Source organism: Terrimesophilobacter mesophilus, from assembly GCF_014200375.1.
Classification (GTDB): Bacteria; Actinomycetota; Actinomycetes; order Actinomycetales; family Microbacteriaceae; genus Terrimesophilobacter; species Terrimesophilobacter mesophilus.
The window spans coordinates 1,526,050-1,552,790 of record NZ_JACHBP010000001.1; the positions used below are offsets into that span (position 1 = coordinate 1,526,050).

A 26,741-nucleotide genomic window follows, 5' to 3' on the forward strand; every position below is an offset into this window, starting at 1 on the left:
GGCGTCAAGTCTTGAACGCAAGGATTTGCTAACTCTCAGTCAACTTTGTCATTCGGACCGATCGCGACCCGGTCGATGGCGAAGGCCACCGCGCCGAGTGTCGCGGCCCGCGCGCCGAGCTGTCCCTGGACGATATCCGGCATCGAATCCTCGTCGACGATCACCGATCGCTCGAGGGCATGGCGGATCGGACCGATCAGGATCTCGCCTGCCCGCGACAGCTCTCCGCCGACGACGAGCCTCTCCGGATCGAACAGGTTGCTGAGATTCGCGGCCGCCACGCCGATGTGCCTGCCGGCCTCCGCAAGGGCGCGCACGCATCCGGCATCCCCGCCCATGGCCTTCGTGACGATGTCGTTGAGTTTGAGGTTTCCGTGCGTGGGCTTGAGGTTCTCAAGGATCGCGTAGCCGCCGGCGATCGCTTCGAGGCATCCGCGATTCCCGCACCGGCACAGGGGCCCGTTCTCCTGGATCGTGGTGTGCCCGAACTCTCCCGCGCTGCCGTTGAACCCGCGGTAGACCTGGCCGTTGATCACGAGGCCCGCGCCGATTCCGTCGCCGACGTCGATGTAGACGGCATCCGATTTTCCGCGGGCGGCGCCGATGCGCAGCTCGGCGAAGGCGCCGAGGTTGGCCGAGTTGTCCACGAACACGGGGCGCTTCAGCCTGCGCTTCATGACCTCGGCGACGGGGATGCCGTCCCATCCGCGAAGGATGCCGCTGTGCGCGATCGTCCCGGTCTTCCGGTCCATCGGCGCTGGGATGGCGATGCCGACGGCGAGGACCTCGTTCATCGACGCCTTGAGGTTGTCGAGCATGTCGGCGATGAGCAGCGTCGTGCGGTCGAGTTCGTTGTCGGCGCGGTGGTCCTTCGCGAGCGGGAGGTGGTGTTCCGCGACCACCGTGTGGGCGACATCCGCGAGGGCGATGCGCATGTGCCGGGTGGAGAAGTGCACGCCGGCGACGAGGCCGAGAGCATGGGCGAGAGTGACGTATTGCGCGCGGCGACCGCTCTGCGTGGTGGGCGTCGTGTGGAGCACCTTGCCCGCCGACAGCTCCTTGACGATGTTGGAGACGGTGGCGGGAGACAGACCCGTCACTCCGGCCAGTTCGACCTGGGTCAGGCCGCCGTGCTTCTTGATGGCGTCGACAATTCTGGCCCGGTTGGCTTCACGTAATGAAGTCTGCGAGCCGGGAGTGCGCCTCTCGGATGCCACGAGAACACGATACAGGTTGACGTCGCCGGGGCCGCAAGGTTCGTTGTGTGACGGACGCGTTGAGCGGGGACGGCTGCCGCCGGTCAGTGGGTACGGCTATCGTTTCAGGGGATGACCGCCGCCGCCTCCACCGAACTCGAAGCCCTGCACCGGGTCTTCGGATACGACGCGTTCCGCGGCGACCAGGCCGACATCATCCGGCACGTCATCGACGGCGGCGACGCGCTCGTGCTCATGCCGACCGGCGGCGGAAAGTCCCTGTGCTACCAGATCCCGGCGCTGGTTCGCGAGGGAACCGGCGTCGTCATCTCGCCGCTCATCGCCCTCATGCAGGACCAGGTGGATGCCCTTGCCGCCCTTGGTGTGCGCGCCGCGTTCCTGAACTCGACGCAGGGACCGGAGGAGCGAGCGCGGGTGGAGTGCGCCTACCTCGCCGGAGAGCTCGACCTGCTCTATCTCGCGCCGGAGCGGATCACCGTCGCCTCGACCGCGGACCTGCTCGACCGGGGACGGATCGCGCTCTTCGCGATCGATGAGGCCCACTGTGTATCCCAGTGGGGCCACGACTTCCGCCCCGACTACCTCGCCCTGTCGATGCTGCACGAGCGCTGGCCGACCGTGCCGCGGGTCGCGCTCACGGCGACGGCGACGGAACAGACGCACCTCGAGATCCAGAAGCGCCTGCAGCTCGAGAACGCCCGACACTTCGTGGCGAGCTTCGACCGGCCGAACATCCAGTACCGGATCGTGCCGAAGGACCAGCCGCAGAAGCAGCTGCTCGAGTTGCTGCGCACAGAGCACGCGGGGGATGCCGGCATCGTCTACTGCCTGTCCCGCGCGTCGGTCGAGAAGACGGCCGAATTCCTCGTCGAGCAGGGGATCCTGGCGCTGCCGTATCACGCCGGGCTCGACGCGCGGGTGCGGGCTGCGAACCAGGCGCGGTTCCTGCGCGAGGACGGCATGGTCATGGTCGCGACGATCGCGTTCGGGATGGGGATCGACAAGCCGGATGTCCGTTTCGTCGCTCACCTGGACCTTCCGAAATCGGTTGAGGGCTACTACCAGGAGACCGGTCGCGCCGGTCGTGACGGCATGCCGTCGACGGCATGGCTCGCCTATGGCCTGCAGGATGTCATGCAGCAGCGTCGGATGATCGACCAGTCGGAGGGCGACCTCGCGCACCGCCGTCGGCTGAGCGCGCACCTGGATGCCATGCTCGCGCTGTGCGAGACGGTGCAGTGCCGGCGTATGCAGCTGCTGGCATACTTCGGCGAGAAGTCTTCGCCGTGTGGAAACTGCGACACCTGCCTGAACCCGCCGGAGTCCTGGGATGGAACGATTCCGGCGCAGAAGCTGCTGTCGACGGTCGTGCGGCTGCAGCGCGAGCGCAATCAGAAGTTCGGCGCCGGGCATATCATCGACATCCTCCTCGGCCGGCAGACATCAAGGGTCGATCAATACGGCCACGATGACCTCTCGACGTTCGGCATCGGCACCGAGCTTTCGGAGACCGAGTGGCGTGGTGTCGTTCGGCAGCTGCTCGCGCAGGGACTGCTCGCCGTGAACTCCGACGGCTTCGGCACCCTGGTCCTCACGGATGCGAGTGCGGGGGTTCTCGACAATTCGCGCACCGTGAATCTCCGCCGTGAGCCGGAGCGCACGACGCGCGCGACGCGCAAGGCGCGGAGCGCGGTGGCCGATCTGCCGGATGCGCTCCAGCCCGTCTTCGAGTCGTTGCGGGCGTGGCGCGCGGCGGCTGCGAAGGAGCAGGGCGTACCGGCCTATGTGATCTTCCACGACGCGACGCTGCGTGAGCTCGCGACCCGGCATCCGTCGACTCTTGACGAACTCGGCACCGTCACCGGAGTCGGAGAGTCGAAGCTGGCGAAGTACGGCGAGCAGTTGCTCGAGGTTCTCGCCGCGGTGCGCGCGGCATAGCCCGCCCACCACCCGCATTCACCATCCGCATCCGCCGCCCGTCTCCCTCCCTCCGTCCGTCGTCAGCCTTCGTTGACTCGGGTCAATCTGCGGGTGTGAAGACCGCGTAACCCACGGATTGACCCGAGTCAACGAAGAAAGAAAGAAAGCAGGGCAGGGAGGGGAGGGGCGGGGTCAGGGCGCAGGCGGGGCCGCGGATGCTGCGAGCTCGGACGAGGCGGATGGTTCGGCCGACTCGGGGCGCCGACTGTCGAGCCGCAGCGTGGCGAGCAGCCCGAATGCGAGGAAGCCCGCCGCGGCGAAGGCGGAGAAGCGGGTGCCGTCGCTGAACGCATCCCGTGCCGCCGCGTAGATCGTGGCGTCCCGTTTCTCGAGTCCGGGGATGGCATTGCCGGCACTGTCGACGACCGCATCGACGATCTGGCTCTTCACCGATTCGGGAACGGGGTTCTCGGCCAGCCGCGCCTCGAGCGATGTGCCGACGCTGGAGAAGAGGATCGTGCCGAGGACCGCGATGCCGAGCGCGCTTCCGATCTGGCGGGACGTGCTCTGCGTGCCGGAGCCCTGCCCGCTCTGCTCGACCGGCACATCCTTGAGCACGACGCCGGTCAGCTGTGCCGTCGCGAGGCCGATGCCGAACCCGTAGACGAACAAGCCGATGGCGATCAGCCACCACCGGGTGTCGGAGGAGATGACGAGCCCGACGATGACAATACCGACGATTTCCGCGAGGATACCCATCCGCACGATCCAGACCGGCGAGATCCGGTTTCCGAAACTGCCGGCGAAACCACTCGCCACGAACGATCCGATGGCGAGCGCAAGGATGACGTACCCGGTCTGCAGCGCGTCGTAGCCGAGCACGTTCTGAAGCCACAGTGGAAGGGAGAGGATGATGCCGTACTCGCCGAGCGAGACGATCATCGCCGCTATATTCCCGTTGCGGAATGAGGCGATGGAGAAGAGCCCGAACGCGAGCATCGTGCTCTTGCCCGCCCGCTCCCGGTGCACGCCCCAGGCGATGAAGCCGATGAGTCCGAGGAGGGCGATGAGGAATACGACGGGTATCGGCGAAAGGTCGAATGGCCACGTCCACGAACCGATGTCGGGAACCGTGTCGGCGAGCCACCACCCGTAGGTGCGCCCCTCGATGAGACCGAAGACGAGCGCGCCGCTCGCGATCACCGACAATGCCGCACCGACGAGGTCGATGCGCTGCGTCCCCTTTTCGCGGGACTCGAGGGCCCAGAGATACAGGCCGATGATGATGACGATGCCGAACGGCACATTGATTCCGAAGGCCCACCGCCAGGAGAAGTAGGTGGTCAGCCAGCCGCCGAGCACCGGTCCGACGGCCGCCATCCCACCGATCGTCGATCCCCACACGGCGAAGGCGATGGCGCGGTCGCGACCGCGGAAAGTGGCGTTGATGATGGAGAGCGTCGAGGGGAGGATCATGGCCCCGCCGACTCCCTGCAGCACGCGGAACCCGATGAGCAGGTCACCCGTCCAGGCGAGAGCGGCAAGCACGGACGATGCGCCGAAGATCGTCACGCCGATGACGAGGAGCCTGCGCCGGCCGATTCGGTCGGCGATCGTGCCGAACATGAGCAGGAGCGCCGCGAACACGAGCGTGTAGCTCTCCTGCACCCACTGCACCTGCGTCGAACTGATCCCCAGGTCGTCGACGATCGACGGGATGGCGACGTTCACGATCGTCGAGTCGACGATGATGAGCGACACGGCCAGGCTGATGACGATGAGCCCGTACCATTTGGCGCGCGGTGACTTCATGACTGTTGCTCCCCGGGATTGATAAGCCAGCTTAGTGAATAGTCAGCCTGCTGAGCAAATCATCAGCCGGCTGATTATGACCGGCGCGGGGCGCTATCCTGAACCCGTGGAGGAGATCCAGGAACCCGCAGAGGCCGAGCATGGTCCGATGGCGGAATGGCCGACCGGCCGGCTCCTGTCGACGGCAGCGCGGCTGGTCGAACACGCCTGGCTGGATGCGCTCGACGAACGAGGACTCTCCCACGCCGGCCTCATCGCCCTGCACCTACTGGGCGAGGAGCCGACGAACCAGACCGACCTCGCCGAGCGGGCCCGCGTCGAGAACCAGACCATGTCCCGCACGCTCGACCGGCTCGAACGCGAGGGCTACTTGCTGCGCGAGCGCGACCCGCGCGACAGACGCCGCCACATCGTGACCCGGACGGCGGCGGGCTCTGCGGTCTGGGAGTCGACGCGCTCACTCGAAAGCGACGTGTTCCCGGCGCTCACCGACCCGGATGGGCTCCGCCACGCGCTCCTCGAACTCATCAAAGCGGGTACGGCGCGTCGCTGGCGCCCGTAGTAACGTCAATCCATGACGTTCAACCCCGACTCCAACATCGGCTCAGGCAAGGTCAGCCGCCGCGGTCGCAACACCGGCATCGCCGTGGGTGGCGGCGGGGTCGTGGCGGTCATCCTCGCGCTCGTGTCCCCACTGCTCGGCGTCGACCTCACCCCGCTGGCGGGCATGTTCGGCGATTCGGGGCAGTCCCAGACCACGACATCCGACCACCTGGAACAGTGCCAGACCGGCGCCGATGCCAACAACGACGTCGAGTGCCTCATGAAGGGTGCCGCCGCCTCCCTCGACGCTTACTGGTCCGGCATGTTCGCGCAGGAGGGTCTCACCTACCGCTCCCCGGCCGACTTCGTCCTGTTCACGGGTTCGACGAGCACCGGATGCGGCACCGCCTCGAGCGCGACGGGCCCGTTCTACTGCCCGCCGGATGAGACCATCTACGTCGACACCGGATTCTTCGACGAGCTCCGCAGCCAGTTCGGAGCGACGGGCGGGCCGCTCGCCGAGATGTATGTCGTTGCGCACGAGTGGGGCCACCACATCCAGAACGTCCTCGGCACGATGGACAACCTGAACCTGCAGCAGACCGGGCCGACCTCGGACTCCGTGCGTCTCGAACTGCAGGCGGACTGCTACGGCGGATCGTGGGCGAAGGATGCCTCGACGGTCCCCGACTCGAGCGGTGTCCCGTTCCTGAAGCCGATCACGAAGCAGCAGATCAATGATGCTCTCAACGCGGCGCAGGTGATCGGCGACGACCGCATCCAGGAGCAGGCGACCGGCCAGGTCAACCCGGAGTCATGGACGCACGGTTCGAGCGCCCAGCGCCAGAAGTGGTTCTCGATCGGCTTCGACAAGGGGCCGACCGCCTGCAACACGTTCGACGTGAATCCGTAGAAGGCGGGCAGTGGTCCTGGAGCGCCTGCTCGGCTAGGTCGCCGGCGTCTCTTCCTTCATCGCCGCGATCTTCGCGTGCACCTCATCCATGTCGAGTTCGCGCACGGCCGTGATCACCTGGTCGAGTGCGTGGCCCGGCAGTGCTCCCGGCTGGGAGAACACGAGCACGCCGTCGCGGAAGGCCATGAGGGTCGGGATGGAGGTGATGCCCATCGCCCCGGACAGCGCCTGCTCGGCGTCGGTGTCGACCTTCGCGAAGGTCACGTCGGTGTTGGCGTCACTCGCCTTGTCGAAGATGGGGCCGAACTGGCGGCACGGGCCGCACCATGCAGCCCAGAAGTCGACGAGCGTGATTCCGGGTGCGGTGACAGTCGTCTCGAAGTCTTCGCCGGTGAGGTTCACGGTGGGCATGGCACATCCTTTGCTGTGTTCATCGATGTCAGTGTGACCAACGTGGCGAGTCGCCGCGGTATTCCTATGGTCGCCTCGACGGTCGGCGAAGCAAGTCCCGGGATCACGCCCGAGCTACCTCTTCTTCACGGCTGCCTTCATCGCCTTCTTCGCCTCGCGGACGAGCTTCAACGATTCGACATTCGTGACGTCGGCGATGGAGCGATGAGAGCCGGGGTCGCCGTAATGGCCGCTCGCCTCGCGCCAGTCGGCCGCGGTGAGGCCGAGCTGCTTGCCGAGCAGGGCCAGGAAGATCTTCGCCTTCTGCTCGCCGAAGCCGGGCAGCGCCTGCAACCGTCGGAGGATCTCTGCGCCGCTGGGGGCGCTGCCATCCTGGCCGGCGGATGTCCAGATCGCGGCCGTGTCGCCGCCCCAGTCGTCGCGCACCGCCGCGGCCAGCGCCTGCACGCGGGTGGCCATGGACGCGGGGAAGCGGTGGACGGCCGGCGACATCCGGAACGCCTCGAGGAAAGCATCCGGGTCGCAGCCGGCGATCGTGGCGGGGTCGATCGCGCCCAGGCGGTCGCGCAGTTTCGCGGGGCCGGCGAACGCGGTCTCCATGGGCACCTGCTGGTCGAGGAGCATGCCCACCAGGAGTGCGAAGGGGTTGTCGGTGAGGAGCGCGTCGGCGGAGTCGTCGCCGGTCAGGTGGAGTCCCATGCCGCCATTCTCGCACTCCATCCCGCGACGGTACCGGCGTCTTCGGCGCTGACGCGTGCGGCGGCTGCTTGCCGTTGTCGGTGCACAAGAGTAGGAACAGTAGCCATGAAGATGCTTCTCACCTCGTCCGGCATCCGGAACCGGAGCATCTCCGATGCGCTCGTCTCGCTGCTCGGCAAGCCGATCGCCGAGTCCACTGCCCTGTTCATCCCCACCGGGATCTACCCGTTCCCCGGCGGGCCCGAGCAGGCGTGGAAGGCGATCACCGGTGCGTCGGAGAATCCGCTGTGCGGGCTGGGCTGGAAGTCGGTGGGCGTGATGGAGCTCACGGCGCTGCCCAGCATCCGGGACGAGTATTGGGTGCCGGCGGTGCGGGAGGCGGATGCGCTGCTCGTGTGGGGCGGCGATGTGCTGTATCTGGTCCACTGGATGCGGCAGTCCGGGCTCGCCGACCTCCTGCCGTCACTGGATGACCTGGTCTACGTGGGGGTGAGCGCCGGCAGCATCGCGCTGACCCCGTACAACCCTGATTTCGAGTTCGATCTCGCGTTCGTTCCGGATGGCAGCGACATGGCGGTGGGCGGCGAGCGCGCGCTCGGGTTCGTTGACTTCACCCTGTACCCGCACCTGAATCATCAGGATATGGAGGACACGACGCTCGAGAACATCGGGAAGTGGGCGGCCGGCATCCCGGTTCCGACCTATGCGATCGACGACGAGACGGCCATCAGGGTCGTCGACGGCGTCGTCGAGGTTGTCTCGGAGGGGACCTGGAAACTGTTCGAGCCCTGAGGTCGTGGTTTCAGGGACCGCCCGGGCCGCGCCCCGACTCAGCCCGCCCTGACTCGGCCCGCTCCGACTCACTCCGCCTCGACTCACCCCACCCGTCCGCGATGCGCCGGTTCGAACATCCGCATCGCAGTCGACCTCAGCATTGTGCCCGCAGAATCAGATGTCGCCGTGCCGCGCCCGCCGGAACGGCGACACCGCCAGGATGATCGCGACGACGATGAGCCCGGCGATCCCGATCCACATCGCCTCGCGATAGCCGATCGTCTCGGCGAGGATGCCGCCGATCGGTGCTCCGACGACGATCATCGCGCGATTGATCGAGCGGATGGACGTGTTCATGCGCCCCTGGAGGGCATCCGGGGTCACGGACTGCCGGTAGCCGAGCGTATTCGCGTTCTCGAGGCCCATCCCGGCGCCGAAGATGAACTGGCCGAGGCAGAGGATGCCGACCACCATGACCACGGCACCCGGGTCGATGCCCGCGCCGGCACCCACGCCACCTGCCGCGACGCCGACTCCCGGCGCGAGCGCGACGACGACCCACCCGAGCGGCATGAGCAGGTTGGCGACGATCGCGGTCCGTCCGGCGCCCCACCGGATGCCGAGCCGGGTCGAGTAGAGGGCTCCGACGAGCGAGCCGAGGCCGGCCGTCGCGAGGGTGATGCCGAGGTGGAGGGCGTCCAGGTGCAGGCCCAGGAGCACGAAGGCGACGAAGGCGGTGCCCAGGATGCTGTTGAACAGGAACCACACGTGGGTCGCGATGGCGAGCGGGGCGAGCATCCGGTGCCGGTACACCCAGCGCAGGCCCTCGGCGAGCTCGGCGAACAGGCTGCGGCGCCCGTCGGGCGGGTTCGCTGCGGGTTCGCCGACCCGGATGCGCGAGAGCGTGAGCGCGGAGACCAGATAGCTGGCGACATCCACGAGGATCGCGATCGGCGCGGTCAGCGCGGAGATGAGCGCGCCACCGACGATCGGGCCGGTGGTCTGGGCGACCGCGCCGCTCTGGTCGATGCGGGCGTTGGCGGCGAGAAGGGCGCTGCGCGGGACGAGGCGCGGAAGGTAGGACTGCGAGGCGGAGTCGTTCATGAGGGTGAGGGTCCCGTACGCGAAGGCGATGGCGAGGACGGCGAGGAGGCTCAGCCATCCGAGCCACCAGAGCACGGGGATGAGTGCGAGCAGCACGGCGCATCCGAGGTCGGTGGCGATGAGGACGGGGCGTCGTCGCCTTCGGTCGATGAGCACGCCGAGGACAAGACCGAACAGCAGGTAGGGCAGCCAGCGGGAGGCACCCAGGAGCCCGACATCCACTGCCGTGCCGCCGAGCGTCGTGACGACGAGCACTTGCAGCGCGAGCACCGTGACGTAGTCGCCGAAGCCGGAGACGGTTTCCGCGGTCCAGAACCGCAGGAACCCCGGATGCCGGAACACGTCGCGCGGAGGCGGCGCCGCTTCTCGCTCGTTTGGGTCCGTCATGCGACTCGATCCGTTGGGGTCGTGTTCGAGTCTAGGAGCGCCGCTCATCGCTCCCGGCGAGATCTGCCGCACTCGTCATCCGATTTCCGGCAATCTGGTCCAGGATGTCGAAATGGCGCACCGTTCTTCGTGGTACCAGTGAGAGGCGGCCGACGGGGCCGCCCCGCGTGAAGGGAGAAAGCTCATGGCGCACTACTTTCTGGTGGTCTGGGGTCCGAGCGATTATGGCGAGTTCGACACGTACGGCACGCAGGAGGAACGCGATGCCCAGATGGAAGCCACCGGCGCCTTCAACGACAGGCTCAGGGAGGAGGGCAGCTTCGTCTACGCGAACGGCCTGACCGAGCCGTCGACCGCGACCGTCGTCGACGGCACCGGGGCGGAGCCGATCTTCACCGACGGGCCCTACCTCGAGTCGAAGGAGTACTTCGCGGGCCTCTGGATCGTCGACGTTCCGGATCTCGATGCGGCGCTCATGCTCGCCGCCGAGGGTTCGAAGGCGTGCGGACGCAAGGTCGAGGTCCGCCCGACGGGCAGCGTGTGACGGACGCCGTCGCCGAGGCGATCACCCGCGTCCACCGTGAGGAGTGGGCGCGGGTGGTTGCCTCGCTCACCCGTCGGTTCGGCGATCTCGGCCTCGCCGAGGACATGGCCGGCGAGGCCTTCGCGACCGCGGTCGAGAGGTGGCCTCGCGACGGCATTCCCCCGAACCCGGGTGCCTGGGTCACCTTGACCGCCAGCCGCAAGGCGATCGACCGGCTGCGGCGGGAGGCGCGGCGCGATGCGAAGCACCAGGAGGCGCTCATGCTTCACGACGACAGTCCGCCCGAGCCCGCGGGCGCGGTCGACGACGACCGGCTGCGCCTGCTCTTCACCTGCTGTCATCCGGCGCTCTCGATGGAGGCCCGCGTCGCGCTGACCCTGCGGATGGTCGGTGGCCTGACCGTGCCCGAGATCGCCCACGCGTTCCTCGTTCTGGAGGTCACGATGGGCCAGCGCATCACGCGCGCGAAGGGCAAGATCAGGGCCGCCGGCATCCCGTTCCGGGTCCCAGAGGCGCACGACCTGCCGGCGCGGGTCGCCGGGGTGCTCGCCGTGCTCTACCTCGTCTTCAACGAGGGCTACCTCGCTTCGGGCACCGAGTCCGAACCGGTGCGTCGCGAGCTCACGGCGGAGGCGATCCGGATGACGCGGCTCGTGCGGGAGCTTCTTCCGCACGACGGCGAGGTGGCCGGCCTGCTCGCCCTCATGCTGCTGACCGAGGCGCGGGCGGCCGCGCGCGTTTCGGCATCCGGTGAGCTCGTGCGACTCGATGAGCAGGATCGGGGCGCGTGGGACCACGCGCTCATCGTCGAGGGCATCGCTCTCGTGCGCGAGCGTGTGGATGCCGTGGCCCGCGGCGAGGCCGTGCCCGGTCGCTACCAGCTGCTGGCTGCGATCAACGCGGTCCACACGTCGGTGCCCGACGCGCGCGACACCGATTGGTCGCAGGTTCTCGCGCTCTACGATCAGCTCGCAGGCGTAAACCCGAGCCCGATCGTGGCGCTCAACCGTGCGATCGCGGTGTCTGAGCTCGACGGTCCGGATGTCGCCCTCGCCTCCGTCGAGCGCCTCGCGACCGCGCTCGACGACTACCACGCCTTCCACGCGACGCGCGCGGACCTGCTGCGACGCCTCGGACGCTCGGCCGACGCGCGCATTGCCTACGACCGCGCGATCGCACTCGCGGGCAACTCGGCCGAGGTCGCGCATCTGACGCGCCGCCGCGACCAGCTCGGCCACTGAGCCGCTGGGACCCTGGGCCGGTGGGCCATATCCGCCCTTCTTCTGCATCGCCATCCGGGGCTACCATTCGTCATGGCCACCAGCGAAGACGTCACGCGCAAAGTCCGGAAACCCGTTAGGCGCACGGCCGCAGAGTCGGAAACCTTCACGCTCAAGGAGTCCATGACCGGCCGGGCGAGCCCCGCGAAAGCGGCAGATGGCGACGAGCCCGTCTTCGACTACATCGCGCACCTGCCGCAGCCGCAGCGCGGCATCGCCGAGGCGATCGATGCGCTCGCAGCGAAGACGCTGCCTGGCCTCGAGCGTTCGGTCAAGTGGGGTATGGCCTACTACGGGGTGGGCGATGGATGGTGTTTCAGTAGCGGCGGATTCGCCGATAACGTGAAGCTCATGTTCGTGAACGGCGTGACGCTCGACCCCGTGCCGCCGGTGACGCCGGTCGGGATGGGCAAGGCGACGCGCGGAGTCGAGCTCGCATCCCTCGACGATCTCGACGAGATGCAGCTCGCAGACTGGATGAGGCAGATCACGTCCCGGCCGGGTGTCGGCGGCAGGAGGAAGTGAGTTCACCGCGAGATCCGGTGGTATCTCAGGGAAACTGAGGTTGCCCTGACCCTACTCGAGGAAACGAAGCCCCTGCTCTTGCAGGGCCGCCTAGAGGATACGGATGGCCTTGAGCCCGATCCCATGCAGAGCGAGGAGCTGCGATCGCGTGAGCGACGCAACCTGCTCCATCCGGATGATGCCCGCTTCGTGGAGCGCCCGTGTCGCAGGGCTGCCGATCGAGGGAAGGTCGCTCATGGGAGAAATGCTACGCAGTCGTCCCGGATACTGTGGTGGCTCCGACCGGCGTCGATCCGGTGACCTCACGATTTTCAGTCGTGCGCTCTACCAACTGAGCTACAGAGCCGTGCCCTCCCCGGAGGGAGGTAAGGCACAGCCACTGGCGAGAGTGGCCGTGCCTTGCGACCCTGACCGGACTTGAACCGGCGACCTCCGCCGTGACAGGGCGGCGCGCTAACCAACTGCGCTACAGGGCCTAGCTATTCAGTTACATGTCTGGTGACCCCAACGGGATTCGAACCCGTGCTGCCGCCGTGAAAGGGCGGTGTCCTAGGCCACTAAACGATGGGGCCAGGAAGTGTTGAACCTTCTTAGCTACCGACGTTCAAGCATAAGGGTGACCCCCGGTTTTGCCAAACGCGCAGATTCGGCCACACCGGCGACAATCCCCGCCATCCGGATGCCGGGAAGTAGGTTCAAGTGAAACTTGAGGCTTCGATGTGCTGGCCATGTCGCGAAAGCCTTGTTACTGTGGCAGATGTTAACAATGTTACTGGCGTGATCAGAGGGGTCGCGTGCCAGAAAGCTGGGGAATCATGTCGAACGCGCAGGTGGAGCGTCGTTCGCGTACTGCATGGTGGCGCAACCGCATCCTGGTGACGCTCGCCCTGCTCAGCATGGTGTTCACCGGCACGGTGGCATCGCCCGTCGCCGACACGGCCTGGGCGGCGGACTACCCGAGCTGGGGCGACGTGCTCGCCGCACGCCACAACGTCGCCAAGAAGAAGGCGGAGATCGCGAGGATCGAGAAGCTCCTCAAGCAACTCGACGCCAACCAGAAGGCCACCGAGGCGGATGCGATCGAGAAGGGCACCCTGTTCGCGAAAGCGCAGGATGCCTTCGACGAGCAGGACTACAAGACCCAGCAGTACCAGGCGCAGGCGGATGCCGCGCAGCTGAAGGCCGACGACTCGAAGAAGCGGGCCGGCCAGATGGCCGCGCGACTCGCACGCACGGGCGGCGAGGACTTCAGCGCGACCCTGTTCTTCAACGGGGACAACGCGAAGGACCTCCTCGCCCAGTTGGGAATGGCGACGAAGATCTCCGAACAGTCCAAGGGGCTGTACGACCGCGCAACGCAGGACCAGAACACGGCACAGTCGCTCACCGACCAGGCGAATGTCGCCAAGGATGCGCTTGAGGTGCTGCGGGATGCCGCCCAGAAGGCGCAGGTCGCGGCGCAGAAGGCGGCGGATGCGGCCGCAGCGGCCCTGCAGGAGCAGCAGGCCAACAACGCGACGCTGCAGGCTCAGCTGGCGACCCTGAAGACGGGCCAGCGGCACATCGAGGCGCAGTACGTCAAGGGCATCCAGGAGCAGTGGGGTGCCGGCGGCGGCGCGGTCGAGATCAGTTCGCAGGGGTGGGCGCGTCCGGCGTTCGGCCGCATCACGAGCGGCTTCGGTCCGCGAGTTCCCCCGTACCCCGGAGTGTCACCGTTCCACCGCGGCACAGATATCGGCGCGAGCTGCAACAGCCCGATCTATGCCGCCCACAGTGGCACCGTCACCTATGCCGGTTACTACGGGACCTACGGCAACTTCGTCCTCATCGACCACGGCGGCGGGATCGTCACCGGGTATGCGCACATTGTCAACGGCGGCACCAAGGTGCACTACGGCCAGGAAGTCGTCGTCGGGCAGGTGATCGCGAAGGTCGGTATGACTGGCGCGGCGACCGGATGCCACCTCCACTTCGAGGTGCGGATCAACGGCACCGCGGTCGATGCGGTTCCGTTCATGGCCGCGCGAGGCATCCGGCTGGGCTGATCGCGCTACCGCTGGAGAGCGGTGGGGAGTTTAACCCTCGACCTTGCGCTTCTCCAGGCCCGCGAGGACGATCGCCTCGGCCTCGGCGACATCCCCCCAGCCTTCGGTCTTGACCCACTTGCCCGGTTCGAGGTCCTTGTAGTGCTCGAAGAAGTGCTCGATCTCTTTGCGGGTGAACTCGGGGATGTCGGTGACGTCCTGGATGTGGTCCCAGCGCGGATCCTTGGCGGGTACAGCGATGACTTTCGCGTCGGAGCCGGCGTCATCCGTCATGTTGAACACGCCGACCGGGCGCACCGAGAGGCCGACGCCGGGGAAGAGCGGGTACTCGAGTAGTACGAGCACGTCGACGGGGTCGCCGTCGAGGCCGAGCGTGTTCTCGAAGAAGCCGTAGTCGGCGGGGTAGACGAAGCTCGTGTAGAGCACCCGGTCGAGGAACACGCGGCCGGTCTCATGGTCGACTTCGTATTTGTTGCGGCTCCCGCGCGGGATTTCGATGATGGCGTCGTAGTAGGCCATGGTGGGGGTCCTTTCGAGCGGGTTGCTGGAATAACGTTACTGGATGACCACACGTCCGAGATTGTCGCCAGCCATCGCGGATGTGCGCCGTGCTGTGCGTGGGGCGCTCGCCGTGCTCGGCCAGGCCGGCGAGGGCGCGGGTATCGCGGGGGCGGGACCAAGCTCGTCGCGAATGCACCCGGCTGCGACGAATGCGCCCGTTCGTCGGGGGGCAATCGCCGCGGGCGGGCGCAAAAGTGGTGGTGTCGGCGCTGCGGATGTGCTGGTCGCGCTGAGCGGCGGACCGGACTCCCTCGCGCTCGCGGCCGCCACCGCGTTCGAGGCGTCGCGGGCCGGACTCCACGCCGGTGCGGTCGTCGTCGACCACGGGTTGCAGGCAGGATCGGCGGATGTCGCGGCTCGGGCGGCGGAGCGGGCACGCGAGCTGGGGCTCGACCCGGTCGTGGTGCGACGCGTCGAGGTCGGCACAGACGGTGGCCCGGAGGCGGCCGCGCGGGAGGCGCGGTACGCCGCGCTCGCCGAGGCCGCGGCGGAGCTGGGCGCATCCGCTGTGCTGCTCGGCCACACGCTCGACGACCAGGCCGAGACGGTGCTGCTGGGGCTCGCCCGAGGGAGCGGTGCCGCGAGCCTGAGCGGGATGGCGCCAGTGAGTTGGCCGGACCGGGACGGGTATCTGCGCCCGGACGTCGCGAATGCGCCCGCGCGTCCGGGGGCAAACGCCGCGTCCGGGCGCGATCGTGAGGGAGGGGGGTCCGCGACGGCACCGGATGCGCGGTTCGCGTACCTGCGCCCGCTCCTCGGCATCCGCCGCGCGACGACCCTGCAGTTCTGCGTCGACTCGGGCCTCGAGCCGTGGCATGACCCGCAGAACGCAGATCCGACGTTCGCGCGGGTGCGGGTGCGAGAGACGATCCTCCCGATGCTCGAGGCGGAGCTCGGCCCCGGCATCGCCGAGGCGCTCGCCCGCACGGCCGAGCAGGCGCGCGAAGATTCAGAGGCCCTCGACCACTTCGCCGACGAGCAGGCCGAGGAGCTCGCCGAGCACGCTGAGGCCGGCCTCTCGCTGAGCGTCAAGGGTTTGGAGCACAACCCGGCGGCGCTGAGGCAGCGCATCATCCGGTTGGCGGTCGCATCCGAGTTCGGGGTGTCGTTGAGCCGCGCGCAGACGCTCGAGGTGGCGAGGCTCGTGACGGACTGGCACGGGCAGGGCGAGCTGCATCTGCCGGGCATTAGAGTGGTGAGACAGGGTGGCCTGATCGTGTTCTCCGCTGCGGAGGGCGGCGCGCAGGCCCGCGGGTGATCGAGCGAAGGAACACCACGGGCATGAAACTGGACGATGTCGCCGATGACCTCGAAGAGATCCTCCTCACCGAGGACGCCATCCATGTACGCATCGCCGAGCTGAGCCGCCAGGTCGAGAAGGATTACGCGGGCGAGCCGCTGCTGCTCGTGGGCGTGCTGAAGGGCGCCGTCATGGTCATGGCGGACCTGGCGCGCGAGCTCAAGCTGCCGATCAACATGGACTGGATGGCGGTGTCGAGCTACGGCTCTGGCACGCAGTCATCCGGGGTCGTTCGCATCCTCAAGGACCTCGACACCGATCTCACCGGCCGCCGCGTGCTCATCGTGGAGGACATCATCGACTCCGGCCTGACCCTGTCGTGGCTGCTGGCGAACCTGCAGAGCCGCGGGGCGGCATCCGTCGACATCCTGGCGCTGCTGCGCAAGCCGGATGCCGCGAAGGTCGACGTGCCGGTGCGGTACGTGGGCTTCGACATCCCGAACAAGTTCGTGGTCGGCTACGGCCTCGATTACGCGGAGCGCTACCGCAACCTGCGCGGTGTCGGCGTGCTCGCACCGCACGTGTATCAGTAGGGGTAGCGCCCCTACCCCACTTCATTCAGCCGCACCATAGCCTCGTACAACTGCTCGTCCGTCATCGGTGGCTCGGGAATCGGGTGTGCCCGCTCGGCACGGTACGCGTCGAGCATGAGGTGCAGGTTCCGCCGCCAGGCATCCGGAGCTGCGGTGCGGGTGGCGTCCATGATCCGGCCGTTGGACCAGATCAGGTTGACGATGTCGGCCTGGGTGATGTCGGGGCGGGCACGGCCGGCATCCTGCGCCCGGGTGAGCACGGTCTCGATCTGTTGACACATCTCGTCGTGGATGCGCTCGGTGTTCGCGTTGCCGGGGAAGCGGCGGGAGAGGAAGTCGTTGAAGCCGCGGTCGCCTGCCTGCATGCGGAACAGGTGCTCGAGGTAGGCGGCGAAGCCATTCCACGGGTCGGCCACGGCCAGCGCGGTGGTGGCGCCGTCGAGGAACTCCTCGAGGCGGGGCGTGAAGGCGGCCAGGAGCAAGTCGAGGCGGGTCGGGAAGTGGCGGTACAGGGTGCCGATGGCCACGCCGGCGTCGCGGGCGATCTTCTCGAGGGATGCGTTCACGCCCTGGGCGGCGAATTCGCGCTGCGCTGAGGCGATGAGTTTGTTGCGGCGTTCCTGGGCGTCGCGGCGCAGGGGGCGTCGCTGGTGCTGGATGGCGGGCACACTCACCCGCCCACGGTACCAAGTTTTCACGAAACTGAGGCAACCCTCCGGAATAAAGTGAGGGATACCTCCGTTGTGTTGGAGATCAGTGACCGGAGGGCTGCCTCACCTTGGCGTTCCCGTCGGCCGACACACAACGGAGGAGCACACATCATGAGTACCATCAGCATCATCGGCGCGGGCAACATGGCGGCCGCGATCGGCACCCGCGCGGCCCAGCACGGCTACAAGGTCGAGTTCATGAGCCGTGATGCCGTCAAGGCGGAGGCGCTGGCCAGGCAGGTCGGCGGTGCGGCCACGGTGGGCGAGTTCGGGGCGAGGCCGGCGGGTGACATCGTGATCGTGGCGGTTCTGTACGCCAGCGCGGTGGACGTGGTCAAGCGTTTCGGCGACGCGCTGGAGGGCAAGATCCTCGTCGACATCACGAACCCGTTCAATGCCGACGGTAGCGGGCTCGTGACCTCCGCGGGCGATTCGGTGACCGAGCAGCTGGCTGCGGTTGCCCCGGCGAGTGCCCACGTTGTGAAGGCGTTCAACATGCTCTTTCGGGGTGTCGTCGCGGACGGCAAGCCGGTGGATGTGTTCTTCGCCGGTAGCAGCGCCGAGGCGAGAGGTCGTGTCGCGACGTTCCTGGAGAGCCTGGACATGCGGCCGGTCGACGCGGGCGGGATCGAGTTGGCTCACGCGCTGGAGTGGGCGGGCCTCCTCCTGGTGGGACTGGCGCGCAATGGCTCAGGGTTCGATCTGGCCCTGAGCGCCGCGGTGCGCTGAGGCGGGTTTCGATGGCGGCGTATCGGCGACCGCCATCGGGCCGCCGGTCTACACTCCCCTTCATGACAATCCAACGCATGGACAACGTCGCCATCGTCGTCGATGACCTGGATGCGGCGGTCGCCTTCTTCACCGAGCTCGGCATGGAGCTTGAGGGCAGTGCCGAGATCGAGGGCCCCTGGGCGGACCAGACCGTCGGCCTGGAGGGCGTCGTGAGCGAGATCGCGATGATGAGAATTCCGGATGCCCCCGGCCGGCTTGAGCTGAGCGTCTACCGTCACCCTGCGGTCATCACGCCCGAGCCGTGGCCGATCCCGTCGAACACACTCGGCCTGCACCGCGTCACGTTCGCCGTCGATGACATCGATGACACCCTCGCCCGTTTGCGCCCGCATGGCGCCGAAGTCCTCGGAGAGGTGGCGCAGTACGAGAACATCTACCGGCTCTGCTACCTCCGCGGGCCGGCGGGCATCATCCTCGCGCTGGCCGAGGAGCTCGGGTGACCCGCCTCCGCTCCCGACTCAACGGTTGAGTAGCCGCCGCAGGCGGCGTATCGAAACCAAGCCCCAAGTGCCCCCAGATGACGGGCTACCCCAGCATCCCCCTGACTGGCAGGGTAGGTCCAGGAGATAGTTGACAGAGTGTCGAATCGAGGACTCACTCATGACCAATGGTGATAGCTCGGCGGGAGCTTCAGCGCGCCGCGAGTACGACCGCCGAAAGGCGAAGGATGAGGCCAAGATCCGCGCGAGCTGGGGCAGGTTCGGCAACATCGCCGTTGCCCTGACGCCGGAGCGCACGAGTACGCGAGTGTGGAGCACGGGTGCCGACGGTGAGGCGCGCGTGGGGGCGCGGCTCGACAGTATCGCGTCGGACAGCATCCGCGTTCTGCATGATCGCCGCATCCCGCGCACCAAGGCGAACATTGACCACCTGGCGGTCACCCCGTCGGGTGTGTGGGTGATCGACGCGAAGAAGTATTCAGGAGCCCCGAGCCTGAGGGTCGAGGGCGGGTTTCTGCGCCCGAGGGTCGAGAAGCTCATCGTGGGTGGGCGCGATAGGTCGAAGCTTGTCGATGGCGTGCTGTGGCAGATCGAGCGCGTGCGCGAGGTGGCGCCGGATGTGCCGGTGCGCGGCATCCTCTGCTTCGTCGAATCGGACTGGCCGCTTCTGGCTGGCCCGTTCCGCGTGAACGGCGTCGAGGTGCTCTGGCCGAAGAAGCTTGCGGGTCGGCTGAAGGAGTCTGCAGCCGGCCAGGTTGACGTGGCTGCGATGGCCGAGCTACTGGCGGCGCGGTTCCGCGCTGCGTAGTCGTCAATGGCCTAGGCCCAGCGAGCTCTCAGACATCGCTGGTGGGGACGATGGGTTTTAGTCCTCCGACTCATCCGCCAAGGCCTTTCAGCTGCAGGTCATTTCGCTGAGCACGCCGCCATCATTCACGTGCGTTCTGGCTCCTTCCTGTTATCACGCAACCGCTTCCTCATCGTCATCCTCTGCGTAGCTCTCAACTTCGATGTCTGCAGATTCGGGGATGACGGTTTTGCCCGTGGCCCCCTCGATGAGCTTGACCAATTCTGCCTGGCGAGCCCTCATGAAGTTCTCGAAGTCATCCGCCCTGAGCAATTTCGGATCTATCAGGTGTGTTCGCAATCGGATGTCCATCCCCTCGTGCTGATCCGCGGGCGTGTCGACCTCGTCCGATTCGAGTTCAGCCAAGTAGGCGCTGGGAGCGGATCCTCCAATGATGCGATTGGTCCTGGATGTCAGCGGAGTCTTATTGATGATGGAGTCATATACCTTGCTATCGATTCCCTGACTCTTACACCAGTCTTTGGGGAAGATGTGGTGAATATCGACGTTCTCATCGAAGAACACAGTATTGGTGAACGTTTGGTTCGTTCGGAAGTCTCTTGCCCCCACGTGCATCAGGAGGGCATTCACACCTTTGTACGCGGCAGACAGCCGCATCCTCATCGAACGAAGTCGATCGGCGCGAACCGTGGCGTCATGAACAGTGGCCGGCACTTCGCCGCCATCGACCCATTTGAGAACATCTATGAAATCCTTAGCGACACGAGTTTCCGTGGAAGATCCATAGAGCTCACCGAACACGCCATTCCAGTACCACTCAGTGAGCTTTGCCATGGTCTTTGGCAGCTCGGCTCGCGAACCAATCTCCGCAAGGATTGCGGCCAATGGAACAACCTGACTTTGGTAGGGAAGATCCTGAACTCTGAAAATTCCGTGATTGATGAGGAATTTGGCGGCTTCGTTGAAGCCGAGTTCTGCCTTGTCCTGATACTTCTTGTACGCCTCAAGTGGCAGGTTCAAGAGGGCCTGACGATTGATGGAGACTTGGGGAAGTTCCTTTCCGGTCTTCCCGGATGCCTCCGCGAGTACGCGCATATCCCTGGTATGAAACAGGGAAACGACTTGGAGGAAGTCGGTATTGCCGACACCTGCAAGCACGCCCTCCTGAGCTGAGGGCAGCCGAAGATGGTCTTTCAGTCGTCGTTGGCGGCCCGGGGTTGATGTTGTTCCGTACCAGTCCTTGCGAAGTTCATACCCGTCAGCCGCGTACATGGCAGTGATGAGTTCGAATGCATCCAAGGCTTTGCCGCCGGTGTTGACCTTTTCGAAAACGACACATACTGCTTCTTTGCTCGTCGTCTTGTCCAATTCGATGACGGGAACAAGATAGCCCGTGACGTTTTGAATGATGAAGTCGTGAAACTCGCTTATACGCGTGAATCGTTCCTCAAAGTCCGCCTGAGACATGAATCGATCAATGTACGCGCGCTGCCAGTCATGCCAGTTCAGAATCATCGATACTGGAAACATCATGTTGTCGATTTCGAGATCCCTGGTTGAGAGATCCAGGTCAACTGTTCGCCCAAAGTCGGACGTGACTCTCTTGTCCTCTGGGACGGAAATAACGGCTTCGTCCCGATCAATCGTGGAGTCGAGAGCTTTCTCGATGTCGATGTAGAACCACCGAGCAACCTTCTGCCTGCGTGGCGTAACCGTATGAATGACTTCATTCCGAAGAAGGACTTGGTACAAAGAAGTAAGTCGTTGCTGCCCGTCCAGGAGCAGGACATCGGGCTTGATCTTCGGATCCGGCGGATTGGCCCCCTCGATCATTCGCGGCTTGAACTCGACTGTACCTCCAGTAGCCAAAGTCATGACGGCGCCCACTGGGAACCCTCGAGACACCGAAGCGATGAGGCTCTTGATGCGCTCCTCGTCCCAAACCCAACTTCTTTGGAACTCAGGTAGTTGGAGTTGACCAGTGTGGCTGTCGTCAAGCAGCTTGGTCAGTTTCACCGATCCGGCTGTGAACATCGATCCCGTTGTGCTCAATTAGATTCTCCTTGAAATTGCGGTCATTACCGTGCCTTGAGCCCCTTCGGTAGGGCCCGATGGTAGATCACTGTCAACAGTCGGTTCGCTCGGGTGAGCGCAGTGTAGAGAACGCCCAGCCGTCCCGCGTTCTCGGGAAAGTCAGCAGGCTCGACCACGACAACCCCGTCGAACTCGAGGCCTCGCGCTCGTTCTGGTGGCAGGAGTCGCAGTCTTCGATCGCCCTTTCGCCATACGTAAGTGTCGGCGTTGTCCAGCAACCATCCACGCTTCTGAAGCGCACGCGAGAACGCCAGAGCGTCTGTTGTGATCACAGCGACGCTTCCCTCCCCGACGCGCGCGCAGAGATCTTCCGCTGCTCCGATGGCTGCCCCGATGAGCTCGCCCGCGGCAGGGATACGTGTGACAGTGGGCCGCTCTCCGTCCTGTTGCAGAGAGTAGAGGATGCGATCCTCCCGCGGGAGGAGTTGATTGGCAAAATGAATAATCTGTGCGGTTGAACGATAGCCGCGCTGAAGGTTCTGTACCGGGGCATGACCGTTCTCGTCCTCAATAGCGAGGAGGGTCGCAACGCGGTCCCAGCTACTGAACGTGTGGTCAGTTCGGCGTTGATTGAGGTCTCCGAGGATAGTCCAGCCTCCGGAGTTTCCGAGTCGGCCAAGAACCTCCCACTCAATGGGATGGAGATCCTGAGCCTCATCGATGATGATGTGGCCCGGATAGCGAGGTTGGCGCTCCGCCCTGATTCCGATGTAGGCGAGTAGGCCTCGGTGGCGGAACGTCTTCTGCCGTTGCAGTTCATCATAGGTTCCAGGCAGAGAGCGCAGGTAGGTGACCCACTCAGGGTTGAGGCCATCGTCAGGTGGATCCTGCAAGAGCCACACAAGTTCGGCATAGATGGTGGCCCTGTCCGGCCGCTCGCCGAGCTCTGAATTGCTCCTGGATCGCGAGTACGCGAGGTCGACGAGCTTCGCGAGTTCAAGGTCAACATCCTGGTAAGTCAACGTCTGTGTCGGCACGGTCGACGGTGGCAGCTCCGAAAGTTGTTCTAGCAGAGTGGGGATCGACGTGACTTCGTATCTTCGATCGTCGTCGATGAGGCCGCTCAAGGCTGTGCGGATGTGGTCGACGTATTCATTGGTCGGGCCAATTACTAGGACGTGACTACGTATCCTTTCATCATCGGGTGCCTCATCCCGCAAGAGATATGCCGCCCGATGTGCGGCGATGATGGTCTTTCCTGTTCCAGGGTGCCCCTGGAGTATCTGACTGGTGGTTCCGTTCTTGGTGATCGCCTCATATTGGTCGACTTGAAGTGTGGCGAGTACGGCCGACATTGCGGCCTTCTTCGGGGCCGCCAATTCGCGCCTTAGTAGCCCGGGGGCGCGGAGCGCCGGCCCAGGCATTTTGGTTGGGGGAAGCACCGTCGGAGGTTGGGAATCTTCACCATGCAAGGTGTCGGGGGTCTCAGGGGCGACCTCCACTGGGCTTTTCGAGCTTGACGGCGTTATGTCATCCTGCGTTGCAAAATCAACTGGGGTGCTGGCAATAGGCGGGCGGCTGGCAAAGCCGGGTGCTCGCGGTATCTGTAACACGCGCTTTGGGAAGAGATCGTCTGTCTCGGCGCCGAGGAACGCATCCTCGAAATCGGAGAGCTCGCCATTCCTATGTCCAAACACTCGGACTCCCGCCACGAGTTCGCTCATGACTTGGAGGTTCTCGCGGTCGGCCGGCTGACCGTAGAAGGTGCAGGCCGCGATCGATGCCGTCCAGTTGAAGACTTGGTAGTCCGCGGTCTCGTGCTTCGCCGTCCCCACATAGAATTCGCTCGCCCCGTCGATGTCCTCGCTCGGTGAATCGAGGGCTACTCGTCCCACAAGTTCGCCGTTCATGGGTGATTCAACGGATGGTGCAGTCGTCCAGGTGTTGTTGAGGCTCTCGTTGACTAGTCGTTGCGCTTCCTTGGTCTTTTGTTCGAGCGCCTTACTGTAGTCCCGCTCCGTAGCAGCCTCGTCCGCTACAACACGAGATCGTTCTTGCTCGTTCACGGCGTCACCTCCAACGCACACACGGCCAGATAGCGGAGCGCGACAGATTGTGGTTTACGGGTCTCGAGTTCCGCGACGAGGTTCTCGTACCGTTCCTGCTGGCGCCGCTTTTGGGCGTCCACCATTCGGAGCACCTTATGACCGCGATCGCGCTCCAATAAGGTCTGCATTCGACGTCGGATGCCCTTCATTCGACGCTCGTGTTGATCGGCCAGTATTATCTTTCGCGCTTCCGTCAATGCGCCTTCTTCGATATCGCGCCGGTCCTGCACCTCCCTGTGGCGCTGCTCGAGTTCTCGTTTCGCCCTTTTGGCGAGGCGGGGGAGTTCTGGAGCGTTGACAACTCTGCCCTCTTTGAGGGCGCCCCTAGCGAGTGCGGCGAGGACGGCATCAGCAGGAAACTCGCCTTTCGGCGTCCCGTTCATGTCGACTGCAGCACCCCAAATCTCATCACCACCGCGACTCGCGTGCTCAGCGTGTGCGAGGACGACGAGGTAGTTTCCGACAGGCACTTCCTCAGTTGCTCGCACGCAAACGGAAGCGAACCTCGCGTGGCGATGACCGGGGACCTCGGTTGCCGCTATCACCAGTGGGTGTGTGGCCGCGACGAGGTCAATACCCGAAGTGCGCGCGAGCTCTTGGTCGAGGGAGAGCTGAATAGGTACGTGAGTTTGCAGATCTGAGATGAGCGAACCCGTTTCGGTGCGTGTGCGACGCCCCAATTGAGTCAACTCGACGACTCGTGCCGCCATCGCCGTGTTGCCCTGCAGCTCGATCGACTTGCCATCGTCACTCCATCGAACGTTGTCAGCGCCGTCGGTGCGCGCCCAGTCATCGAGTAGGTGTGCGAGTTCCTCCTGGCCGAAATAACGCCCGCTCGCGATGAGTTCCTCCTCGAGACCGGCAACCTCGACGTCTCCAGAGATGATCAGCCCCGCTGCAGATTCGGCGACCTCGCGAAGTCCTGCACGCTGGGCTTCAATTGCGGTGACGTATTGGAGCGCCTTTTCTTCTTGCTGCGCGGGAGTGAGACTGAAGTCCATGGCGGCACGTAAGACGTCCATATGCTGCCCAATAATGGGCTCCAGTTCACCAATGGACCGCTCGAATATTTGGATTCGTTGAAGCACTCTGAACATGATCCGTGAGTCGATCGCTTCGTTGTTGTAGAAGTTTCGAATCAGGATCTTCTCTGATTGCTGACCAATGCGGTCGATTCGACCAATTCGTTGCTCGATCTCCATGGGGTTCCAGGGAAGGTCGTAGTTGATCACTGCCGAGCAGAATTCGAAGTCGAGCCCTTCGGAGGCGACGCGGTTGGCGAAAACGAAATCGTAGGCTCCCGCACGGAAGTCCTTCATGATCTTGCGACGTTGTTCGCGCCTGACGTCGCCGTTCAGGACGGCAATTCGGTAGTTGTCGGCGAACTTGTCCCTCAACTGGCGAAGCGTGGCCTTTGACCACGTGAACAGCAGGGCCTGACGGCCTAGCCCATGCAAGTCCTTCAATACTTCGCCGAGTTTGTCGATTTTGGTATCCGGCGTTTCGAGCACACGTTTTGCGGCCGCGACCAAGTCGGGATGCGGGTCAACCCAACTGGACTTCCGTTCCTGGTCGACGTCGCCTTCCCAAACTTCAGGGTCCGAGCGCAGAACTTCTCGCGCCGCCAGGTGCACGCTCGTGCTGGCAAGTCGGATCGGCATCTGCATCGAAAAGTACATCGGAGTGTTGGCGAGGTCGGCCCGTCGCTGACACCACGTCAAGTACTCCTCGTAAAATGCAGACTCGGCGCGATTCCAAACGACCTCAATGCCCGGTTCTGCATCTCGTATTGGCTTCTTCTCGTCGATTTCCACTCGTCGTGTGCGCGTCACCGTTGTGGACAGCATGTTGAGTTCGGCGATCAGTCGGCGTGCCGCTGCAACATCTGTCGGCGCGAGGGGTGCACGGGACAAGATGTCTTTGAGCTCCGCGAACTCTGGTCGTATCGTGATGGCCTTCTCGAAAACGAGTCCACGTAGATCAGAAAGAACTTTGTCAAAATCAGCGCGATGCACGTCCTGACGGCTGAGCATCTTCCCGATCTTATTCAGCACTTCATTGGGCTTGAGCCGCGCCTCAAGGTCCTCGATCGTGTCGAAGTCCGCAGGCTCAAGCAGTCCCAGCAAATGGAGAAGGTCGGTTTCACGGAGGTTGATTGGCGTTGCCGTGAGGAAAACCATGTTCGACCCAATGGTCCATTCCGACAGCTGCGTCCCTACTTGGTAACTCTTCGTGTCCGTATTGCGCATGGAGTGAGCCTCATCGACAATCACCAGGTCGAACACGGGAGGGTTATCCTCTAGCTCTTCCAGGGCTTTCCAGGTACGTAGGGTCTCGAGGGAGACCACGTACGCCTTGCGCTTGGGCAGTCGACCTTCCCGATGCTGCTCGAGGAACCGCTTGAGTTCGTCCTGATTGAGGTGAGTGAGGTCGAATCCGAATCGTTCCTGCATCTCATCTCGCCACTTGTCGATGAGGCCCGACGGGCACACCACGAGCACCCGGTCGACATCGTGGCGTGCTTCGAGTTCGGTCCAGATCAAGCCTGCTTCGATCGTCTTGCCGAGGCCGACTTCATCCGCAATGAGAATGCGAGCCTGGCCGCTCTGCAATAACTTCAGCACGGGTTTGAATTGGTACGGGCGGAAGACGGTTCGCGTAGCCCGGAACGAGTAGATGGTGTCGGCGAAGCGCCCCCGGAGCTTCGTGCGGGTGAGGGTTGCGCCGAACCGTGCTGCCGAGGACCGCTCTCCGAGGACCCACTCATCGGGCTGATCAGATGCCTCGATAGCAGCGAGCTTGTGCTCAAGTTCATTGCGAAGGCCACCGTCACCACGGACTTGATAGGACCAGCTGTTCGCATCAAAGGTGCGCGCGCGTACCTCGACATCGGCACCGCCTGGCACGGTGATTGCTCGGTCGCCAACGGCCAGTCTCGGTTCCGGGATGCCTCGCCCGGTGTCCCAGAGGTGCTCCGCCCACCGGAACGCTTCGGCGAGCGGGTGTTCGAGAGAGTCGTCCCAAGCGGCGACCGTCAGTTCATCGGACGTCCCGGTGGGCCCTGCTCCGACCTGCATGAGGAGAGGTTCCACGATGCCAATGAACCAATACACTCCTGCTGGGAGACCCGTCTCATTGACGGTCGCCACTCTAACCGATTCGACTGAATCGTAAAGACCACCCACCGCTTCATCGACAACGATGGCACGTGCGAATTCACTCTTCCCTAGCGCGACATCAAGGTCGTCGAACAGGGGGTGATAGCCAAATTGAATCACGGG

At 64.8% G+C, this 26,741-nt stretch carries 24 protein-coding genes and 3 tRNA genes; 13 read left to right on the forward strand and 14 right to left on the reverse strand.

Annotation, left to right across the window (positions count from 1 at the left end; translation table 11 throughout):
• Positions 1 to 35: 35 nt before the first annotated feature.
• Positions 36 to 1,217 carry an ROK family transcriptional regulator gene (locus BKA04_RS07620; protein ID WP_104095882.1) on the reverse strand — a complete coding sequence of 394 codons (1,182 nt, stop codon included), beginning with the start codon at positions 1,215 to 1,217 and terminating at the stop codon, positions 36 to 38.
• A gap of 111 nt (positions 1,218 to 1,328) precedes the next feature.
• On the opposite strand from BKA04_RS07620, the gene recQ reads away from it, so the two are divergent.
• Complete coding sequence (gene recQ / locus BKA04_RS07625) at positions 1,329 to 3,155, forward strand: DNA helicase RecQ (protein WP_104095883.1); 1,827 nt, start codon at positions 1,329 to 1,331, stop codon at positions 3,153 to 3,155.
• Between the two features lie 174 nt (positions 3,156 to 3,329).
• Here the strand turns inward: recQ and BKA04_RS07630 are convergent, their stop codons facing one another.
• Complete coding sequence (locus tag BKA04_RS07630) at positions 3,330 to 4,949, reverse strand: MFS transporter (RefSeq protein WP_104095884.1); 1,620 nt, start codon at positions 4,947 to 4,949, stop codon at positions 3,330 to 3,332.
• 106 nt (positions 4,950 to 5,055) lie between these two features.
• Here BKA04_RS07630 and BKA04_RS07635 point away from each other — a divergent pair, with 106 nt between their 5' ends.
• A complete protein-coding gene (locus tag BKA04_RS07635; RefSeq protein ID WP_232842000.1) occupies positions 5,056 to 5,511 on the forward strand; it encodes a MarR family winged helix-turn-helix transcriptional regulator in 456 nt (151 codons plus the stop codon).
• Between the two features lie 12 nt (positions 5,512 to 5,523).
• Positions 5,524 to 6,405, forward strand: coding sequence for a KPN_02809 family neutral zinc metallopeptidase (gene ypfJ, locus BKA04_RS07640; RefSeq protein WP_104095885.1), 882 nt, complete (start codon positions 5,524 to 5,526; stop codon positions 6,403 to 6,405).
• Between the two features lie 33 nt (positions 6,406 to 6,438).
• Here the strand turns inward: ypfJ and BKA04_RS07645 are convergent, their stop codons facing one another.
• Positions 6,439 to 6,816, reverse strand: coding sequence for a thioredoxin family protein (locus BKA04_RS07645; RefSeq protein WP_104095886.1), 378 nt, complete (start codon positions 6,814 to 6,816; stop codon positions 6,439 to 6,441).
• A gap of 114 nt (positions 6,817 to 6,930) precedes the next feature.
• A complete protein-coding gene (locus tag BKA04_RS07650; protein ID WP_104095887.1) occupies positions 6,931 to 7,515 on the reverse strand; it encodes an HhH-GPD-type base excision DNA repair protein in 585 nt (194 codons plus the stop codon).
• A gap of 105 nt (positions 7,516 to 7,620) precedes the next feature.
• Between BKA04_RS07650 and BKA04_RS07655 the strand changes: the two genes are divergently transcribed.
• Complete coding sequence (locus tag BKA04_RS07655; protein WP_104095888.1) at positions 7,621 to 8,307, forward strand: Type 1 glutamine amidotransferase-like domain-containing protein; 687 nt, start codon at positions 7,621 to 7,623, stop codon at positions 8,305 to 8,307.
• A gap of 156 nt (positions 8,308 to 8,463) precedes the next feature.
• On the opposite strand, the gene BKA04_RS07660 is transcribed toward BKA04_RS07655, so the two are convergent.
• Complete coding sequence (locus BKA04_RS07660; RefSeq protein ID WP_104095889.1) at positions 8,464 to 9,780, reverse strand: MFS transporter; 1,317 nt, start codon at positions 9,778 to 9,780, stop codon at positions 8,464 to 8,466.
• Between the two features lie 184 nt (positions 9,781 to 9,964).
• Here BKA04_RS07660 and BKA04_RS07665 point away from each other — a divergent pair, with 184 nt between their 5' ends.
• The 3 genes from BKA04_RS07665 (at position 9,965) to BKA04_RS07675 (ending at position 12,129) form a co-directional block, all read left to right on the forward strand.
• Positions 9,965 to 10,324 carry a YciI family protein gene (locus BKA04_RS07665; protein WP_104095890.1) on the forward strand — a complete coding sequence of 120 codons (360 nt, stop codon included), beginning with the start codon at positions 9,965 to 9,967 and terminating at the stop codon, positions 10,322 to 10,324.
• Positions 10,321 to 11,565 (forward strand): RNA polymerase sigma factor, encoded by a 1,245-nt coding sequence (locus BKA04_RS07670; RefSeq protein ID WP_104095891.1) that lies wholly within the window; start codon positions 10,321 to 10,323, stop codon positions 11,563 to 11,565. The genes BKA04_RS07665 and BKA04_RS07670 overlap by 4 nt, the downstream gene beginning before the upstream one ends.
• 72 nt (positions 11,566 to 11,637) lie before the next feature.
• Positions 11,638 to 12,129: a DUF1801 domain-containing protein gene (locus tag BKA04_RS07675; protein WP_104095892.1), complete on the forward strand. Its 492-nt coding sequence runs from the start codon at positions 11,638 to 11,640 to the stop codon at positions 12,127 to 12,129.
• Between the two features lie 90 nt (positions 12,130 to 12,219).
• Here the strand turns inward: BKA04_RS07675 and BKA04_RS07680 are convergent, their stop codons facing one another.
• The 4 genes from BKA04_RS07680 to BKA04_RS07695 all read right to left on the reverse strand — a co-directional run bounded on the left by BKA04_RS07680 (position 12,220) and on the right by BKA04_RS07695 (position 12,701).
• Entirely contained in the window at positions 12,220 to 12,366 is a 147-nt protein-coding gene (locus tag BKA04_RS07680; protein WP_104095893.1) for a DNA-binding protein, read from the reverse strand.
• A gap of 33 nt (positions 12,367 to 12,399) precedes the next feature.
• A tRNA-Phe gene (locus BKA04_RS07685) sits at positions 12,400 to 12,475 on the reverse strand.
• A 56-nt stretch (positions 12,476 to 12,531) separates the two neighbouring features.
• Positions 12,532 to 12,605: transfer RNA gene (locus tag BKA04_RS07690), tRNA-Asp, on the reverse strand.
• Between the two features lie 20 nt (positions 12,606 to 12,625).
• A tRNA-Glu gene (locus tag BKA04_RS07695) sits at positions 12,626 to 12,701 on the reverse strand.
• Positions 12,702 to 12,923: 222 nt separating this feature from the next.
• On the opposite strand from BKA04_RS07695, the gene BKA04_RS12260 reads away from it, so the two are divergent.
• The gene (locus BKA04_RS12260; RefSeq protein WP_134542261.1) at positions 12,924 to 14,174 is read left to right on the forward strand and encodes a peptidoglycan DD-metalloendopeptidase family protein; all 1,251 of its coding nucleotides are present in this window, start codon (positions 12,924 to 12,926) and stop codon (positions 14,172 to 14,174) included.
• 30 nt (positions 14,175 to 14,204) lie between these two features.
• Here the strand turns inward: BKA04_RS12260 and ppa are convergent, their stop codons facing one another.
• Positions 14,205 to 14,693, reverse strand: a complete 489-nt coding sequence (gene ppa / locus BKA04_RS07705) for an inorganic diphosphatase (RefSeq protein ID WP_104095895.1) — start codon at positions 14,691 to 14,693, stop codon at positions 14,205 to 14,207.
• Between the two features lie 43 nt (positions 14,694 to 14,736).
• On the opposite strand from ppa, the gene tilS reads away from it, so the two are divergent.
• Both tilS and hpt read left to right on the forward strand, forming a co-directional pair.
• A complete protein-coding gene (tilS, locus tag BKA04_RS07710; RefSeq protein WP_104095896.1) occupies positions 14,737 to 15,993 on the forward strand; it encodes a tRNA lysidine(34) synthetase TilS in 1,257 nt (418 codons plus the stop codon).
• 23 nt (positions 15,994 to 16,016) lie between these two features.
• A complete protein-coding gene (gene hpt, locus BKA04_RS07715) occupies positions 16,017 to 16,568 on the forward strand; it encodes a hypoxanthine phosphoribosyltransferase (RefSeq protein ID WP_104096691.1) in 552 nt (183 codons plus the stop codon).
• A gap of 11 nt (positions 16,569 to 16,579) precedes the next feature.
• Here the strand turns inward: hpt and BKA04_RS07720 are convergent, their stop codons facing one another.
• Positions 16,580 to 17,242 carry a TetR/AcrR family transcriptional regulator gene (locus BKA04_RS07720; RefSeq protein ID WP_198413305.1) on the reverse strand — a complete coding sequence of 221 codons (663 nt, stop codon included), beginning with the start codon at positions 17,240 to 17,242 and terminating at the stop codon, positions 16,580 to 16,582.
• Positions 17,243 to 17,389: 147 nt separating this feature from the next.
• On the opposite strand from BKA04_RS07720, the gene BKA04_RS07725 reads away from it, so the two are divergent.
• The 3 genes from BKA04_RS07725 (at position 17,390) to BKA04_RS07735 (ending at position 19,318) form a co-directional block, all read left to right on the forward strand.
• Positions 17,390 to 18,007 carry an NADPH-dependent F420 reductase gene (locus BKA04_RS07725; protein WP_104095897.1) on the forward strand — a complete coding sequence of 206 codons (618 nt, stop codon included), beginning with the start codon at positions 17,390 to 17,392 and terminating at the stop codon, positions 18,005 to 18,007.
• Positions 18,008 to 18,069: 62 nt separating this feature from the next.
• Complete coding sequence (locus tag BKA04_RS07730) at positions 18,070 to 18,510, forward strand: VOC family protein (protein WP_104095898.1); 441 nt, start codon at positions 18,070 to 18,072, stop codon at positions 18,508 to 18,510.
• A 160-nt stretch (positions 18,511 to 18,670) separates the two neighbouring features.
• Complete coding sequence (locus BKA04_RS07735) at positions 18,671 to 19,318, forward strand: nuclease-related domain-containing protein (protein ID WP_104095899.1); 648 nt, start codon at positions 18,671 to 18,673, stop codon at positions 19,316 to 19,318.
• A 153-nt stretch (positions 19,319 to 19,471) separates the two neighbouring features.
• On the opposite strand, the gene BKA04_RS07740 is transcribed toward BKA04_RS07735, so the two are convergent.
• Genes BKA04_RS07740 through BKA04_RS07750 form a run of 3 tightly spaced genes read right to left on the reverse strand, consistent with a single transcriptional unit; the run spans position 19,472 to position 26,738 of the window.
• On the reverse strand, positions 19,472 to 21,370 hold the full coding sequence (locus tag BKA04_RS07740; protein WP_198413306.1) for a GmrSD restriction endonuclease domain-containing protein: 1,899 nt from the start codon (positions 21,368 to 21,370) through the stop codon (positions 19,472 to 19,474).
• 26 nt (positions 21,371 to 21,396) lie between these two features.
• Positions 21,397 to 23,418 (reverse strand): AAA family ATPase, encoded by a 2,022-nt coding sequence (locus BKA04_RS12265; RefSeq protein ID WP_134542262.1) that lies wholly within the window; start codon positions 23,416 to 23,418, stop codon positions 21,397 to 21,399.
• On the reverse strand, positions 23,415 to 26,738 hold the full coding sequence (locus BKA04_RS07750; RefSeq protein ID WP_104095902.1) for a helicase-related protein: 3,324 nt from the start codon (positions 26,736 to 26,738) through the stop codon (positions 23,415 to 23,417). The genes BKA04_RS12265 and BKA04_RS07750 overlap by 4 nt, the downstream gene beginning before the upstream one ends.
• Positions 26,739 to 26,741: the final 3 nt, after the last annotated feature.

Coding starts and splice junctions, on each gene's coding strand:
- recQ (WP_104095883.1), top strand. CDS start 1,329: ATGACCGCCGCCGCCTCCACCGAACTCGAAGCCCTGCACCGGGTCTTC.
- BKA04_RS07655 (WP_104095888.1), top strand. CDS start 7,621: ATGAAGATGCTTCTCACCTCGTCCGGCATCCGGAACCGGAGCATCTCC.
- BKA04_RS07650 (WP_104095887.1), bottom strand. CDS start 7,515: ATGGGACTCCACCTGACCGGCGACGACTCCGCCGACGCGCTCCTCACC.
- BKA04_RS07725 (WP_104095897.1), top strand. CDS start 17,390: ATGAGTACCATCAGCATCATCGGCGCGGGCAACATGGCGGCCGCGATC.
- BKA04_RS07660 (WP_104095889.1), bottom strand. CDS start 9,780: ATGACGGACCCAAACGAGCGAGAAGCGGCGCCGCCTCCGCGCGACGTG.
- BKA04_RS07680 (WP_104095893.1), bottom strand. CDS start 12,366: ATGAGCGACCTTCCCTCGATCGGCAGCCCTGCGACACGGGCGCTCCAC.
- hpt (WP_104096691.1), top strand. CDS start 16,017: ATGAAACTGGACGATGTCGCCGATGACCTCGAAGAGATCCTCCTCACC.
- BKA04_RS07730 (WP_104095898.1), top strand. CDS start 18,070: ATGACAATCCAACGCATGGACAACGTCGCCATCGTCGTCGATGACCTG.
- BKA04_RS07630 (WP_104095884.1), bottom strand. CDS start 4,949: ATGAAGTCACCGCGCGCCAAATGGTACGGGCTCATCGTCATCAGCCTG.
- ppa (WP_104095895.1), bottom strand. CDS start 14,693: ATGGCCTACTACGACGCCATCATCGAAATCCCGCGCGGGAGCCGCAAC.
- tilS (WP_104095896.1), top strand. CDS start 14,737: ATGACCACACGTCCGAGATTGTCGCCAGCCATCGCGGATGTGCGCCGT.
- BKA04_RS07735 (WP_104095899.1), top strand. CDS start 18,671: ATGACCAATGGTGATAGCTCGGCGGGAGCTTCAGCGCGCCGCGAGTAC.
- BKA04_RS07675 (WP_104095892.1), top strand. CDS start 11,638: ATGGCCACCAGCGAAGACGTCACGCGCAAAGTCCGGAAACCCGTTAGG.
- ypfJ (WP_104095885.1), top strand. CDS start 5,524: ATGACGTTCAACCCCGACTCCAACATCGGCTCAGGCAAGGTCAGCCGC.
- BKA04_RS07645 (WP_104095886.1), bottom strand. CDS start 6,816: ATGCCCACCGTGAACCTCACCGGCGAAGACTTCGAGACGACTGTCACC.
- BKA04_RS07665 (WP_104095890.1), top strand. CDS start 9,965: ATGGCGCACTACTTTCTGGTGGTCTGGGGTCCGAGCGATTATGGCGAG.